The following is a 14,904-nucleotide window of genomic DNA, read 5'->3' as shown; positions in this document are numbered from 1 at the left end:
CTTTTTGGCATCTTTCATAATTTAAGCACCTCCTTTGAAAGAATTGGTTCGTCTAAATTGCCATAATGCGATGGAAATAACAAATACAGAAAGTAGAATCGTCAAAGCTGCAGCAAGAGAATACTGACTAGACTGCATCGTTAGTTTATAGATCCAGGAGACCAGAATATCGGTTCCGCCAGCTGTTGATCCTGGTGCTGCCGGTCCTCCTCCATTAAATAAATAGATAATATTAAAGTTATTAAAGTTAAATGTATATTGTGTAATGATAATTGGTGAAATAGACGTTAATAGCAACGGCAATGTGATGTGTCTAAATTTACCAAAAAAGGAAGCTCCATCAATAGTAGCTGCTTCATACAAATCTTCTGGTATAGATTGAAGTACACCAGTCGTTACAACAAAAATATACGGAAATCCTAGCCAACCTTGCATTGCTAGTAAAGCAACTCTTGTCCAGGTAGCGTCAGTCATCCAAGGTATGGCATCAATTCCTAATCCTGCTAACAAAGTATTGTTGATCGCTCCAAAACTGTCATTGAACATCCCTGCAAAAATCAGAATCGTTACAAAACCAGGTACCGCCCATGGTAAAACTAATACCGTGCGGATAAATTTCTTAAACCGTAAATCTTTTTGATTGACCAATACAGCCATGAAAATTCCTAATGTAACTTGCAATGTAGAGGCTATAATAGTCCATACAACTGTCCATCCTAAAACATCAATGAATGTTGAACGCCAAATATCAACTGTAAAGATATTTTTAAATGTATCTAAACCGACCCATTGTACCAGTTTAGCCGGCGGAGAATTATATAAATTGTAATTCGTAAATGCTAAAGCAAAACTAAATAAAATAGGAAATATAACAGCAAAGATCAATACGAACAATGCAGGACCGCTGATAACATACGGATACCCTTGGTTGATCAGTTGATGGTATTGTTCCTTCAATGAACTTAGCGGCTGTTCATAGTCTCTTAATTTTCCATTGACATAGGCATCTCGTAAATTAGCATAATATAAGACTAAACCAAAGCACGATACAATAATGGCAATAATTCCACCTGCCAATAAGAAAATGGAGTTATCTCGCGGTACTTCAGTCCCCAATGTAAAGATTCCCCAAAAACCCATATTTAATAAATCAAAAAATGCAATTAAGAAAGCTACACTTGAACCTAAATAAAGCAGTCCTTTAGTCCATTGCTTATTGTAAAACTGACCAAATCCAGGAATGATTGATAAGACTAATGCTTTTTTTCGATGGTTCAACATCTTCACCCTCTTTATCTAAAATAGTTTCTTTAAATGAAACAGGTGCCGCTTCACTATTTATAGGCAGGCACCAAGTTTCAGATATTATTACTTACTCGCCGCTATGGTTAGCTGAGATTTGTCCTTCAATCGTTTCAACAGCTTGCGTCAAAGCATCTTTTGGTGTTGCTTTACCGGTTGCAATAGTTTGTAACGCTGAATCTACTGGAGTCCACACTTCATTCATTTCTGGAATATTTGGTGTCAACTCAGAATATTGAGATTGTTCTGCCACAGCTTCAGCACTTTCATTAGCTGTGACTGCTGGATCACTCACTAATGACTTGATTGCCGGTACTTCTTGTGTAACTTCATATCGAACTTTAGAATTTTCTTCGTTGGCCAAAAATTCAACTAATTTTTCTGCTAACTCAGCATTCTTCGAATATGTGCTGACATTATAGCTTTTCACTCCAAGAAATGCGCTCATATTTTTTCCGTTTGATAATTTTGGTAAAGCCATTACCCCATAATCAATGCCTGCCTCTTTATAAGGTTGAAGATTCCACGGCCCTGAGATAACAGCGGCTGCTTTTCCTTCAGAAAATAAAGAATCTAACACACTAATACCTTGCTCACCAATCAAGCCGGTTGGGAATAGCCCTTCTGTATAAAACTTTTGGATGTCTTTAGCTCCTTCGATTGCTTCTGCATTGTCTATCCCAATATCTGATACATCGTAGTTGCCTTTATCATCTTGTCCAAATATATACCCACCGTATCCGCCAAGCACACTTTGCGCATAATAAATTTGATCAAATAACGCAAGCAACCCAAAATTTTCGCCATCTGTCAATGTTTTAGATAACTCATACCAGCCATTCAAATCCGTTGGTACATCTTCTTCTGCGACTATATCTTTATTGTAGTACAACATGGTCGTTTCCACTGCTTTTGGTAAACCATATACTTTGCCATCGACCATCTGTGATTGCATTGCGACATCGGTATAAATGGATTGAGTAGCTTCATCCACACTTAGCTCTTTCAATAATCCTTCTGTTACCAATGTACCAATTTGATCTCCAGGAATCGTAACAATATCTGGTCCAGTTCCAGCTGGTCCATCTAAACGCAAATCTTCGTTTTGTTTAGCATAAGCTTTTTCTACTACTTCAATAGTTACATCATGTTCCTTTTCAAAAGCTGCTATCGCTTCTTCAATTCCATCTGATTTTTCAACATCTTCCCATACTAATAAGTGATTATTCTCTTTATCGGTATTCGTATTTGAATTTTCTGAGCTACTTTCATTCGGGCCGCAACCAGCTAACGCTAATCCAAGTGTAAGAGTTCCTACTAAACCCATTATTTTTTTGTACCCTTTCATTCTGCAAACACTCCTTTATGGTTTTTAAAAGCGCTCACAAGAATACATTTTGTAATCGCTTTCCATAAATAATATATCACAGCTTAGTAAAATAGTAAATAAAATGTTTTAATATTTTAGTAATAAATTTTAGTAAAAATAAAAACGCCTATTTTATATTCCCACATTCACACAGGTTATATAAAAAAAGACATTTTTTATTTATTTTTCTATTCAATTCGTACTCTTACGGATGATTAATTCTGATCCTAAAGTGACTGTTTTAACTATTTTCCGTTTTTTTAGAAGCCGTTCTAATAATAAATCAATAGCATTTTTACTCATTTCATTCACATCAATAGCATAAGTCGTCAATGGTGGAGAAACGTATTTTGCTACGCTAATATTGTTTATACTAATAACGCTTGTTCTATTAGGGACAGAAATCTCCGCTTCATTCAGCGCCTGCAGGCAACCAACTGCAATTGGATCTGAAGCAACAAAGAAAGCTGTAGGTAAGTTTTCACCTAATTCTTTTATAGCTTGTCTCATTAAGTCATAACCCGTTTGGACAGAAAAACGTCTTTTACTAAAAACATAATTTTCTTTCAGCATTTTTTTACTCTCTAAATAACGGCGAAATTTGCGCTCACGAATATCCATTTGATCTTCATCAGTATCAGGATTATGGTAAGTTCCACCGATAAAGCCGATTTCCTTATGCCCTTTCTCAATAAAGAAATATCAGGACGTACCGAGTCGTAATGATCCGGATCTGGTGTTGTATCTATAAATACTCCACAAGAGGTCAAATTCCGCAGATAAGATAACTCTTTTGAAGAGAAACCTCCAACCGCAATAAAACCTTCAATATTACTCGGAATTTTATTTATACCATCTGTAATTTTATAAGTCGTTAATTCAATATTATTACTTTTAGCTAACGTTTCAATTTCTAATCTTATTTGTTTAAAATAAATATCTTCTAGTTCTTCTTTATCTGTTAGCCAATATAAAAAAGCGATATTTTTTATTTGTGGTTGAATAATTTTTTTTCGATAACCCAATTTGTCTGCTGCTTCAAATATTTTTTCTCTTGTATCGGACCCAACAGACAATTTTGGATCATTGTTCAAAACACGAGAAACAGTGGCGATAGAAAAACCCGCTTCTTTCGCCACTTCTTTAATTGTCGCCATGTTCATTCACACTCCTGCCTGATTACTTATTATTAGTCAAGTATATCTTAAAGCAAAAATATTTTAAACATAAATAAAATATTTTAGTAAAAAAATAACTATTTAGCATATAAACTGTTTATTGCTCTGGCATAGGTGTACCAAATAATTGTGCAGCATATAGGGTTTCTCCATCATAATACACGCCGATTCCAACTTCTGTAAACTCTTTGCGAACCATATTTTCATAGTGCCCTGTGCTTTCTTTCCAACCATTAAATAACAGTTCAGCCATTCCCTTTTCATCTAAGTAATAGGTAGCCATCCCGATATTTTCACCTGCTAATTGATAGGTATATTGGTATTCGGGTTCTGTTAAAACAGTAAAGGTATCACTGCCATCCGGCCGAGTATGCGAGAATAATTCTTTTGTTTCTTGAGCTCTTTTTCGACTGGCTTTTTGGAGTTGTTCATTTACTTTCAATTCTGGTAAATTTTTTTCTCGACGCAACTGATTCAGCGATTCCAAGATTTGATTTTCAATCAATTGGTAATCAATCGATGCCGTTGTTTCATCAATACTTTGAGCAGCAGATGAAGATGTGGAACTGGAATCCGTTAAGAGGCTAGTCGTTTCGATCTGAGCTTCATTAAGTGCTGGAGCGGGAATCCTTGTGACAATAGCTGAAAGGATCTCTCCAATTTTTGTGCCTTCTAACACATTGGCACTACTTAGCCAAAAACCTACCACAACAGCTATCATGATCAATACGATAGAAGAAAAAAAACGTTTCATCCCATCCGTCCTTTCTTTAATTGACCATTATTGTAACAGAAAAAACTTAAAAAACTACTAAAAATGAACCCTACTCAAAAAAATCTGCTTTTGAGAGTATGATTCATTTTTGGATTGTCTATCTTTAATTGATTTTTTTACTTAACTCAATGATTCTGTCTACTGATTCATTTAGATACGCAATTGTATCATTCAACGGTTGAGAAGTCGTGATATCCACACCTGCAAGTTGTGCTGCTTCAGCAGGTTTAAATTGATCACCTGACGCTAAAAAGGTTAACCATTGTTCAACAGCCGGCTGCCCATCTTCTTTGATCCGTAAGAATGCTTGTGTTGCAATCGTTAATCCTGCCGAATACGTATAAGAATATAATCCCATATAGTAATGGCTTTGACGCATCCAAGTTAATTCAGCTCCTGGATTGATCTCCACAGCATCTCCCCAGAATTGCGTCAACACAGACCGTTTGATCTCGCTTAATTTCGCTGCGTCAAAACCTGTGCCATCATCAATTAATTGGTAGACTTCTCTTTGGTATGCTGCTTCCAACAAATGAGTAATAAAGTTATGGAAGTACGTATTTGTCAGCATATTCGTTAAGGCAAAACGCTCCATCCGATCATCTTTGCTTTGTCGTTTCAATAAATCGGTCAATAACAACTCATTGAAAGTGGAAGGTGCTTCGATTAAATAAAGGGATGGATTCTCGCCAAGAATAGAGTTGGCTTCAGCTGATAATAACCCTTGTCCGGCATGGCCAAATTCATGGATCAAAGTATAGACATCAGACAATTGGTTGGTCCACGACATTAAGATATAAGGATGTTTGCCATAAGGGCTGGTACAGAATCCGCCAGTTGATTTTCCTTTATTTTGAGCAAAGTCTACCCACCGTTCGGGATAAGCTTTTAAAATACGATCTACATAATCTTGTCCTAAAACACTTACCGCATCCGCTACTAATTCTTTGGATTTTTCAACCGTTACTTCTATAGCATAATCCGGGTCCAAATCAATTTTCAAATCGGCATAAGTCATTTTATCTAACCCATTCACCTCTTTAACATGCGTGATGTATTTTTGCATCACAGGAGCTAAGTCTTTCATAATGGTATCGATTTGGCGATTATATAAATCACGTTCTACTTCTTGATCAAATAACAAGTAATCGAAAATAGAATCAAAACCTCGCATGGTAGCAAGTGTTTTCTCTTTTTGTAATTGAGTGTAGTACGTTTCAGCAACGACATTTTGATAATCTGCCAAGACGGCAGAAAATTTATCAAAGGCTGCACGTCGAATGGCGGTGTCTGCATGGTACATGTAATAGTCTTCGTATAAAACAAAACTTAAAGGGTACTCTTTGTCATTGACAGAAAATGTACCGAAATCCATATCGGCTAATCGAGCTTGTTCGTAAATCGACTCTGGAGAACTTAGTACCGGCCCAAGTTGGGCTAGAGCTTTCTCTACCGCCGGATCTAGCTGAACACTTTTCTTTTCTTTGAGATGGCGCACGTAAGGTGCAAAAGCTGGTTCTATCTCAGCAACTTGATTGAGCAGCGCAGTATCATTTGCCATCAATGCAGAATCGAAAAAAGCTAATTTTGCTTCCATTTCTGCCAATAAGTTGTTTACAGAACGAGAAAGTTCCGTATTAGCCGGATTCGTAAGATCAGTAGCCTCTGGTAAGAAAGCATAATGATTTATTGAAGAAACAGCTTCCATGATTTTTTCATAATCTTTTAAAGCTGCTATGATGGTTGCAGCATTCCTTAGTTGTTCTTCATATTTTTTACAAAATGTATCTACCGCTGCTTTTGTCTCTTCAACAGCCATTTCAAAATCTTCCTTTGTTTCGTATAAAGCAGTCAAGTCCCACGTTAATTCTTCAGGGACATCCGCCCGATTTTTTAATTTTTCTTGTGCCATTCTCTTTCGCTCCTTTTTCATTTGTTTAATTCATATGATTTAATCAACTCTTCATTTTCTATTATTTCAGTATATCACTTAATTTTCGAAAGCAAGTATAGTTTTTTTAAACAAGCAGAAAAACGAAGAAGAACCTGCTGGTATTCCGCAGGTTCTTCGATTAGTTTCTATTCTTATCTATCAGCCCAGTCTCTTATTACGGCCAATGAAATGTTTTAACTTTAAAACACTTCTATCTCGTCATTTGCATAATAGTTTTGAGATAAGTTATCATAAAAAGCTGCATAAGTGGCATTCATATAAGGATTTAGCCATAAGAATCCGATTCCTAAAGTCAGAAGGCTAAGCAGTCCCCAACCAATAAAACTTAATTGCAAGATGAAATATTCCCATTTATGTCCATCCATCAGTCTTCTGCTTTCAGTAATACAATCCAGTGCAGATGGTTTTTCGCCCTCAGAATGCTCCATACGATCTTTATAGATAAAGTAAGCCTGAGAATAAGAGTAACCTTTAATAATTCCTGGAATAATAAAGAGCAACGTCCAAAGAAAAGTAAAAATCGAAACAATAATGTAAATGAGGACAACTCTTAGAAAATATTTCTTTGAGAAAACTTGAAAAGCATTTTTAAACGGTTGAATACGCAATTCTGGCTTTCGCAACCAGTCTAAGAAGGTAAAAGAAATCCCTGTCGTAATCAACGCGGCAATAATACCGCTGCCCGTACTAGTTCCTGTATTATCAGAATAGCTGCTATCGTAATTTGGCGGATAACTAGATGAAACATCCATAGGCTGATTCATTATGCCAATGACAGCTATTATACCGATGATGCCCACTATTACTGTTAGTATCGTTGGTACTAAATTCAGCAAAACAGCGTCTTTCCATCTCCCTCGAAAGAGATCCTTAACCTCTTGTTTCAATTCAGCTCTTCTTTTGTAATTTTCCAATCCAACCGTTCCTTTCACTCTGATCTTTTTTACAGATAAGCACATATCTGAACTTCATCATACCAAAACTACCCTTTCGATTTCAAACGTTAGTCAGTTAATCCGTTTGTTTTTTTAGTTGTAAGAGTGTACAGTCTAAAACTACTCTTGCCACTAGTTAAAATTAGAACGGGTATGGTTTTTACTTTAAGTGGTAGGCGAAAGAATACGGTCTTGTGGTAGTTTACCAGACTGATAAATACCCGTCTGATCTAGGTTCTGTTCCGCCAACTAAAACACCGTTTTTATCACGCAAAATAATTTGGCCGCGTCCGAACATAATGGTTTCATTGACCACTTCTACTTCATGTCCTTTTCGCATCAGTGCTTCTGTTACATGGAAAGGCATACTTGGTTCAACTTGAATCTGTTTTCCTTTGATCCATTGCCATCTAGGAGCGTCCAGTGCATCTTGCGGGTTCAAATGAAAGTCGATCATGCTGCTGACTAATTGCATATGTCCTTGCGGCTGCAGCGGTCCGCCCATCACGCCAAATGGCCCAATAGCTGTGTCGCCTTGCGTTAGAAAACCTGGAATGATCGTGTGGTACGGCCGCATTCCGGGTGTCAAACAGTTGGGATGGCCTTTTTCCAAAGTAAATTGACAGCCGCGATTGTGTAAACTGATTCCCCAGCCGGGCAAAACGGTGCCGGAACCAAACCCAGTGTAGTTACTTTGGATATAAGAAACCATATTGCCATCTTTGTCAGCAGCTGCGAAGTAAACCGTTCCTGACTTATCTAATTCGCCAGGAGCTGGAGTCAAGGCTTCTTCTCCGATCAGCTCGCTGCGTTCTTTGGCATACTCTTTTGACAGCATCGCTTCTAATTTAACTTTCATTGCTTTTGGATCGGCGATGTGTTCTATCCCATCACTGAAAGCTAGTTTGATTGCTTCGATTTGCTTGTGATAGGTATCGACATTGTCTTTTCCTTTCAAATCTAAATTTTCCAAAATATTGAGAGCCATCAAGACAATTACACCGATTCCATTAGGCGGCAATTCCCAAACGTCATATCCACGGTAATTGGTTGAAATTGGATCGACCCATTCCACTTGGTGTTTTTCCAAATCTTCTTTGCGTATGTAGCCTTCATATTCACGTGAAAATGCATCGATTTCATCTGCAATTTTTCCACGGTAAAACGACTCTCCGTTTGTTTCGGCGATCTCACGTAGTGCTTTAGCATGTCCTATTGAAGACCACATTTCACCGGCTTCTATCGGTCGGCCATCTGGACAAAAGACATCAAACCAAGTTTTCAAAACAGGGTAATCTTTTAACGCTGCTGAGTAAATTTTATAGTACCGTTTCCATAAACGTGCCACATTGCTAGCAACTGGAAATCCTTCTTCTGCAATTTTGGCTGCGGGCTCTAGTACTTCTGTTAAAGGCAAATTACCGAACTTTTCAGATAAAGCTACCCAACCACTGGGAATTCCGGGAACAGAAACCGGGTCTAACCCAAACTTGCTGATTTCTTGGTATCCTTTTTTTACAATGGATTCTGATGTCATTAAGTCAGGAGCTGCTCCACTGGCATTCAAGCCGTACATTTGCCCTTCGAACCAAACTAAAACAAATGCATCGCCTCCGATACCATTCCCAGAAGGTTCAACTACTGTTAAAGCAGCAGAAGTAGCAATCGCTGCATCAATGGCGTTTCCTCCTTTTTTTAGTATTTCCAGTCCCACTTGTGAAGCTAATGGACTAGCGCTGCCAATCATTCCTTTGTGACCGTAAACTAAATTACGTCTTGATGCGTAATGGAATAAATTAGGATCAAATTTCATATGTATTCCCCTTTATGGTTTAATAGATTATAAAAAATTAACAAAAATTCCGGCAATCACAATTGATAAAGTCGTGACTGTCGACAGCCCAGCTACTACATATGCCGGCATAATATGATCTAAAATAATTTCTTGTTCTTTAGGGTCATCGGTTACTGCTTTGGCAATTTCATTTGAAATTAAAAAAGTCGCGGGAAAACCTAAAAATTGTCCCATCGCAATGCCCATAGCTAGATTTTTAGTCTTCGTCAGCTTCCAGCCTGGTAATAAATAAAAGACAATATATAAAGCGGCTAAAGAAACGCCAATCAATAAGACCGTGGAAACGCCTAATGAGAGCAAATCTGCTGTGCTAATATTAGCCAATGAAGGAACAATCGTTGCAAATACCAGCATGGAAAGCAAACCCGAGGCTTTTCCTTTTTCTAAGATTTTACTCGGAATCAATTTGGTATAACTCATGAATGCTCCAAACAACAAGGCCCAAATCGAATAATTGATCGGAGTAATTGTCCCTAACGAAACAGCGATCCAAGCAAAGAAAACAGCAATGGCCATACAAATAAAGTCAGTAAAATATTTATTGTGTTTGTCTGCAAACCCAACATTTTTTTGCAAATCTGCTTGCATAGAACTTTCTTCCTCAGGGGTCAATACCGTTGCTTGTTTGCTGCGGTAAACAGCTAAAACCTCTTTTGCTTCTCGTACTCCAAAAAAAGAAGCTGGATAAGAACCGGCGAACTTTTTAATAGCATACAACACGACACCTAAAGCAGCCGGAATAGCTAAGCCGATCTCAGTCGCTGCGCCGCTCATGATTTGTGTCGAAACGATTCCGCCATTTAGTACAGGTATGGCTACAATAGCACTTTTGATTCCAACAATTGGCGCAACTGTTAAGCAAGCTGCCATAACCACCAGCATGGAAACAATCGCCGTCAGAACGGTACGCCATTCTTGCGTCAATTGCTTTAAATTGATCATCGTACCCATATGAAAAATCAACAACCCAGCAGATAAACTACCAAACTCAGACAATCCAGCTAATTCAATAATATTAGCCGGCAAAACATGTGTTAAAAAACCAATAAGGAATAAAAATAAGGCCACGAACACGGATGAAACTTTGGCTTTAGAAAGAATTCCAAAGAAATCACCAATCGCAAAAATACCTACTACAATTAAAAAATAAAAATAGCTCCCATTTGTGAAAGCTGTCAAAATATCCTGCATAAAAATTCCTCCTATTGGGTTGCAAATTTTTAGATAAACAGATTAGAAAAAACTTTTTTAACTAATCGTTTTCTAATGCAATGGCCATATAGTAACATTATCTTCTAAGGGGTGTCAATCATTATTCGTGCTTGTTTTTCTCCTACAAAAAGTCGTTCCAAAAAGAAAGCGCCATCAGCTTTTGTTCTCCTCTTCAAGAGAAAGCTGATGGCGCTTCTTATCTATTTTTAATGATTTTGTATTTTCTCGACTTGGACTTTCTTTTGCAGTAATTTAGCCTCTTTTACGCTGAAGGACGTACTATTCGTGTATTGCACTTTGCTTGCAGCACAACCGCTGGCAAATGCCAATGATTCGACTAAAGACTTTCCTAATGAGAGACTTCCTAGAAAAGCTCCGACAAAGCAATCGCCAGCACCTGTATCGTTCACCGCAACCACTTTAGGGGCAGTAATTTGATAAAATTCCCCGTCATGACTACAAATGCTGCCTTCACTTCCCTGCGAAACTACAATATAATCTACTTTTTTAGACAGTTCGTTTAAGTTATCCAATAAAGAATTTTCTTCCGAAACAATTTCTTGTATTTCAAAAGCATTCGGTTTGATAAAGTTGACCCCTACTTCAACTGCCTTGGCTAATGCAGCTCCTGAAAGATCACAAGCAACAAAACAGTTTTTCTTTTTTAATAATTGTAGCAGTTCTTCTAAATTCCTTAACTCAAAGCCTGGCGGCAGTGAACCAGCAATCAAAACCATATCGTTTTCTTGAATTTTTTCTTCAATCTGTTCTGTTAACAATTCGATATCATAACTAGAAACTCTAAATCCTTTTTCCGTAATCAGAATACTGCCGCTGACTCCGGCTTCTAAAATAACGTAACTTTCTCGAGTTGGTTTACCATAAACTTCTACCAAGTCATGGTTAAGCCCTTTTTCTTGTAAAATCTTTTCTAATTTGCTTTTATTCGTTGTTCCGCAAAAACCTAATGCTTGATTCTTTATCCCTAATTTGCTCATCGCAAAAGAACCGTGGTGTCCTTTACCGCCTAAATCATAATCTATTTTGCTCAGTCGGTTGTTTTTCTCTTTAACCAACGTTTTTTCTAGGAATAGCAACCGATCAATAGCTGGATTTAATGTAATGGTATAAATCATGCTCTTTTCTCCCTCCGTCTGCATTATTTTTCTGAACTCTTTTCTTTATCTTCCCATTGTATCATTTAACTGTATCGCTTTCATTTATTAGCTTTCCTGTAGTAGTGAAAATAATGAATTACACACGCTTTTTCACTTAGTCATATTGGAACGTCTATTTTAAATCACTTAATTACAAAAAAACACCAAACTATTAGGACGCTTCCTGCCTAATAATGGTGATTTTTTTTGAGAGCTCTATTTAATTGATACTAGACTATTTTATTGTATTCCTCCGTGATTTTATTGATCAAGGCTGTATCTTTCAAGCTTGTTACTTCCTTAATCACTTCTTCAACTGGTTTTTCTGCTAATAATTCAGCTAGCTTTTGACTTTCTTCGTCAGCAGCATCACGGTAAACCAGTATTTTCGCTACTGTTTTGATCAAATGATCTGTAGACAAATTCCTCTCATTTGCTTCTCGAATAGGTCGGATAAACCGTTCATCGTAGCCTAATTTTCTCATCGGTGTTCTGGCTACACGTGTAATATCATCGGAGATATACGGATTCATGAAACGAGATAATATTTTTTCAATATAAGCTTGATGTTCAGCTGCATCGAAATTCCACTTTTCAACCATTAAGGCGCCTGTTTCCCCTAAAACCTGTTCGACTTGAGTTTTTACTTCTTCATCTTTTAAAGCTTCGTCAATAGTTTTATAACCAGCATATTTTCCGGTATAAGCTGTAGTCGCATGACCGGTATTTACAGTGAATAATTTTCTTTCGATGTAGGGTTCTAGATCTTTTGCGTAATGGACGCCTGACAGCTTAAGGCCTTTGTTTTTCAAAGTACTTTCATCAATGACCCATTCTTTATACGGTTCAACAGAAACAAACAATTTATCTTCATGCGTTTGCAGAGGAACGATCCGGTCAACGGCCGCATTAGGAAATCCGATGTATTGTTCAACGTATTGAATTTCTTCACTTGATAAATGTTTGATGACTTCACTTTTAAGGAAATCACTTCCGCCAATCATATTTTCGCAAGCAATCACATCCACTGGTTGAGTAGAGCTCATTTCTTTCCGTTTTTGAATCCCTTCAGCTATCAACGGTGCAATAAACGGCAGTATTTTCGGGCCAATTGCAGTCGTAACAATGGCTGCTTGTGTAAAAGCTTCCACGACTTCTTCAGGATGGGTACCGTTGTTGATGCCAGAAACATTTTTGATTGTAAGCTGTTTTTTATTTTCTTCAGCTAATTCGATCGTGTACTCTTTAGATTGATTCAAAGCATCAATGATCTCTTTGTTAACATCGATAAACGTGATATCGAACCCGTTCTCAGATAAAATTTCTCCAATGAATCCTCTGCCAATATTTCCTCCGCCAAAATGAATAGCTTGCATATTATTCGACCCCTTCCAATGCAGATAAAACTTCTTCTGCTGTAGTTGCGTCTGCCAATTTAACAACGTTTTCTATATCTGAACAGTAAACGGCAATTTTTGAAAGAATATCCAAATGTTCATTACCAACACCGGCAATTCCAAAAACAACACTGACCATTTTTTCATCTTCCTCTGTTCCAAAGTTAACACCACTTGGAATTTGAACGACAGAGAGTCCTGATTTTTTAATCATGTTCTTTGAATTATCTGTACCATGCGGGATCGCAATAAAATTCCCCATATAAGTGGTTAAGTTTTCTTCACGTTGAATCATTTCTTCAATGTAGGTTTCTTCCACATATCCTTCATCAACTAAAATGCGGCCAGCGTAACGGATAGCCTCTTCTTTATTTGCAAATGATTGGTTTAAACGAATGTTCTCTTTTTTTAAAATGTCCATTTCTTCTTCCTCTTTCCTATTAACTATTTTTCATATTTCTCTACAAATAAAGCATTTAAATAGGTGTTGATTGATTTCTTAGAACCGAAATTGAAGAGTTCTAAATTTACATCACTTTCAACAATAGATGAACTGATAAGTCCTAATATTTCTTGAGCTGTTTCGCTCAATGGATCAGGACCAAGCATCATCAAGACGCGGTTCATTCTAATGGTTCCTTTGTCAATGGAATCCATCACGAACGTTTCCGGTATTTCATAAATAGCAAAGTAAGGTTCCTTTATTTCTGGATCAATACAATGAAATAACGCCATATTGGTTCCTGGCAGCCCAATAGGCGCTACCCTCATTCGCTCTAATAGTTTCAATTTTATTTTATTTGGATTTGAAAGTATGTTTCCTTCTAAATCAAAACAGATAGATTCAATCACTTCTTCTATATCACGACAGCTTTGCCATCTCTTTAAATCGAATCGTTCCAACAACTGCTTCACCAAAGTTAATTTGTCATAAAATAATTTAAACTCATTTTCTTTCGTTGGAGATTCCACTATATTTTTCACATTGGATGGTCGTCTTTTCACCTTCTCAGTTAGAAGTTGCTTGATAGATGTTCGGATACTTTTTATTTCGTCATCCATCAGCAAAGGTGTAACGACTTTATATTCTGATTCGAATCCTTGCAAGAAAATAGTAGATAAAATCAAATCATAGTCTTCTAGACCCAATTGATTCAATTGAGAAATACGCGAAATTTCTATATCGGTTATCTCTGAAATATTTTTCTTTAACCGATTTTGTAATATTTTTGCCATCCCTACTCCACTTGAACAAATAACCAATACTGAAATATTTTGTTTATCCATCAGCTTCTCATAAGTAGAAGCAAAATGAATCACGATATAAATAACTTCGTTGGATAAAAAGTCAATGTCCGTAAAAACTTCTTTTAAATTCTTTTCGACTATAAGGCTCAACTCATAATACTGTGAATGAATTTTTTTTAATAAAGAAGTCACATTTCCAGGCATAGGTGCCATTGCCCGTTTGACTGCAGCAGAGATATGCGCTAATAAGTCGTTGTACAATGATTCATCTTGGTTAAAATCCCAGTTCATTTGGTGAGAAACTCTTCGAATTAACTCACTTACCTTAAAACTCAAATCGGCATCATAATCTTCTGAAAAAAACTCCTGCCGGATATGAACATTCAGCCCTTGTATTTGCAGGGCTAAAAAGTAAGTTTCTGCTCTATTTACTTCAATAGGTTCGCGTTCTTGGATAGTTTGAAAAATTCCTTTTGCAATACTTAAGCTCGTCGAACTTGCAATAGTATCCGAGGAAGGAGC

The 14,904-nt window shown here is 37.0% G+C and carries 13 protein-coding genes; all 13 read right to left on the bottom strand.

The annotated features are described in order from the left end of the window. Window positions 1-21 precede the first annotated feature (21 nt). Window positions 22-1,281 (bottom strand): ABC transporter permease subunit, encoded by a 1,260-nt coding sequence (locus RT405_RS09085; protein WP_313469194.1) that lies wholly within the window; start codon window positions 1,279-1,281, stop codon window positions 22-24. 91 nt (window positions 1,282-1,372) lie between these two features. Beyond that, the gene (locus tag RT405_RS09080) at window positions 1,373-2,650 is read right to left on the bottom strand and encodes an extracellular solute-binding protein (RefSeq protein ID WP_396163613.1); all 1,278 of its coding nucleotides are present in this window, start codon (window positions 2,648-2,650) and stop codon (window positions 1,373-1,375) included. 213 nt (window positions 2,651-2,863) lie between these two features. Next, window positions 2,864-3,334, bottom strand: coding sequence for a substrate-binding domain-containing protein (locus RT405_RS09075; RefSeq protein ID WP_313469195.1), 471 nt, complete (start codon window positions 3,332-3,334; stop codon window positions 2,864-2,866). Continuing rightward, entirely contained in the window at window positions 3,256-3,828 is a 573-nt protein-coding gene (locus RT405_RS09070; protein ID WP_313469193.1) for a LacI family DNA-binding transcriptional regulator, read from the bottom strand. Before RT405_RS09070 ends, RT405_RS09075 begins: the two co-directional genes overlap by 79 nt. 118 nt (window positions 3,829-3,946) lie before the next feature. Then, the gene (locus tag RT405_RS09065; RefSeq protein ID WP_313469192.1) at window positions 3,947-4,603 is read right to left on the bottom strand and encodes a CAP domain-containing protein; all 657 of its coding nucleotides are present in this window, start codon (window positions 4,601-4,603) and stop codon (window positions 3,947-3,949) included. 124 nt (window positions 4,604-4,727) lie between these two features. Continuing rightward, window positions 4,728-6,536 (bottom strand): oligoendopeptidase F, encoded by a 1,809-nt coding sequence (gene pepF / locus RT405_RS09060; protein ID WP_313469191.1) that lies wholly within the window; start codon window positions 6,534-6,536, stop codon window positions 4,728-4,730. Between the two features lie 221 nt (window positions 6,537-6,757). Next, entirely contained in the window at window positions 6,758-7,492 is a 735-nt protein-coding gene (locus RT405_RS09055) for a DUF975 family protein (RefSeq protein WP_313469190.1), read from the bottom strand. Between the two features lie 223 nt (window positions 7,493-7,715). Further along, window positions 7,716-9,326 (bottom strand): gamma-glutamyltransferase family protein, encoded by a 1,611-nt coding sequence (locus RT405_RS09050; protein ID WP_313469189.1) that lies wholly within the window; start codon window positions 9,324-9,326, stop codon window positions 7,716-7,718. 27 nt (window positions 9,327-9,353) lie between these two features. Next, entirely contained in the window at window positions 9,354-10,559 is a 1,206-nt protein-coding gene (locus RT405_RS09045; protein ID WP_313469188.1) for a hypothetical protein, read from the bottom strand. Between the two features lie 227 nt (window positions 10,560-10,786). Beyond that, complete coding sequence (locus RT405_RS09040; protein ID WP_313469187.1) at window positions 10,787-11,716, bottom strand: 1-phosphofructokinase family hexose kinase; 930 nt, start codon at window positions 11,714-11,716, stop codon at window positions 10,787-10,789. Between the two features lie 251 nt (window positions 11,717-11,967). Further along, on the bottom strand, window positions 11,968-13,113 hold the full coding sequence (locus RT405_RS09035; protein ID WP_313469186.1) for a mannitol-1-phosphate 5-dehydrogenase: 1,146 nt from the start codon (window positions 13,111-13,113) through the stop codon (window positions 11,968-11,970). 1 nt (window position 13,114) lies between these two features. Beyond that, window positions 13,115-13,555, bottom strand: a complete 441-nt coding sequence (locus RT405_RS09030) for a PTS sugar transporter subunit IIA (protein WP_313469185.1) — start codon at window positions 13,553-13,555, stop codon at window positions 13,115-13,117. Between the two features lie 23 nt (window positions 13,556-13,578). Next, window positions 13,579-14,904, bottom strand: a 1,326-nt coding sequence (locus RT405_RS09025; protein WP_313469184.1) for a PRD domain-containing protein, incomplete at its 5' end; no start/stop codon positions are given.

Source organism: Carnobacterium sp. (assembly GCF_032094055.1).
Classification (GTDB): Bacteria; Bacillota; Bacilli; order Lactobacillales; family Carnobacteriaceae; genus Carnobacterium_A.
Note: the sequence above shows the minus strand (reverse complement) of the source record. Positions and strands in the feature narration are given on the sequence as shown.

What these genes read in the sequence shown, in the direction of transcription:
- RT405_RS09085 (WP_313469194.1), bottom strand. Translation starts at nt 1,281, where the DNA reads ATGTTGAACCATCGAAAAAAAGCATTAGTCTTATCAATCATTCCTGGA.
- RT405_RS09080 (WP_396163613.1), bottom strand. Translation starts at nt 2,650, where the DNA reads ATGAAAGGGTACAAAAAAATAATGGGTTTAGTAGGAACTCTTACACTT.
- RT405_RS09070 (WP_313469193.1), bottom strand. Translation starts at nt 3,828, where the DNA reads ATGGCGACAATTAAAGAAGTGGCGAAAGAAGCGGGTTTTTCTATCGCC.
- RT405_RS09065 (WP_313469192.1), bottom strand. Translation starts at nt 4,603, where the DNA reads ATGAAACGTTTTTTTTCTTCTATCGTATTGATCATGATAGCTGTTGTG.
- pepF (WP_313469191.1), bottom strand. Translation starts at nt 6,536, where the DNA reads ATGGCACAAGAAAAATTAAAAAATCGGGCGGATGTCCCTGAAGAATTA.
- RT405_RS09050 (WP_313469189.1), bottom strand. Translation starts at nt 9,326, where the DNA reads ATGAAATTTGATCCTAATTTATTCCATTACGCATCAAGACGTAATTTA.
- RT405_RS09045 (WP_313469188.1), bottom strand. Translation starts at nt 10,559, where the DNA reads ATGCAGGATATTTTGACAGCTTTCACAAATGGGAGCTATTTTTATTTT.
- RT405_RS09040 (WP_313469187.1), bottom strand. Translation starts at nt 11,716, where the DNA reads ATGATTTATACCATTACATTAAATCCAGCTATTGATCGGTTGCTATTC.
- RT405_RS09035 (WP_313469186.1), bottom strand. Translation starts at nt 13,113, where the DNA reads ATGCAAGCTATTCATTTTGGCGGAGGAAATATTGGCAGAGGATTCATT.
- RT405_RS09030 (WP_313469185.1), bottom strand. Translation starts at nt 13,555, where the DNA reads ATGGACATTTTAAAAAAAGAGAACATTCGTTTAAACCAATCATTTGCA.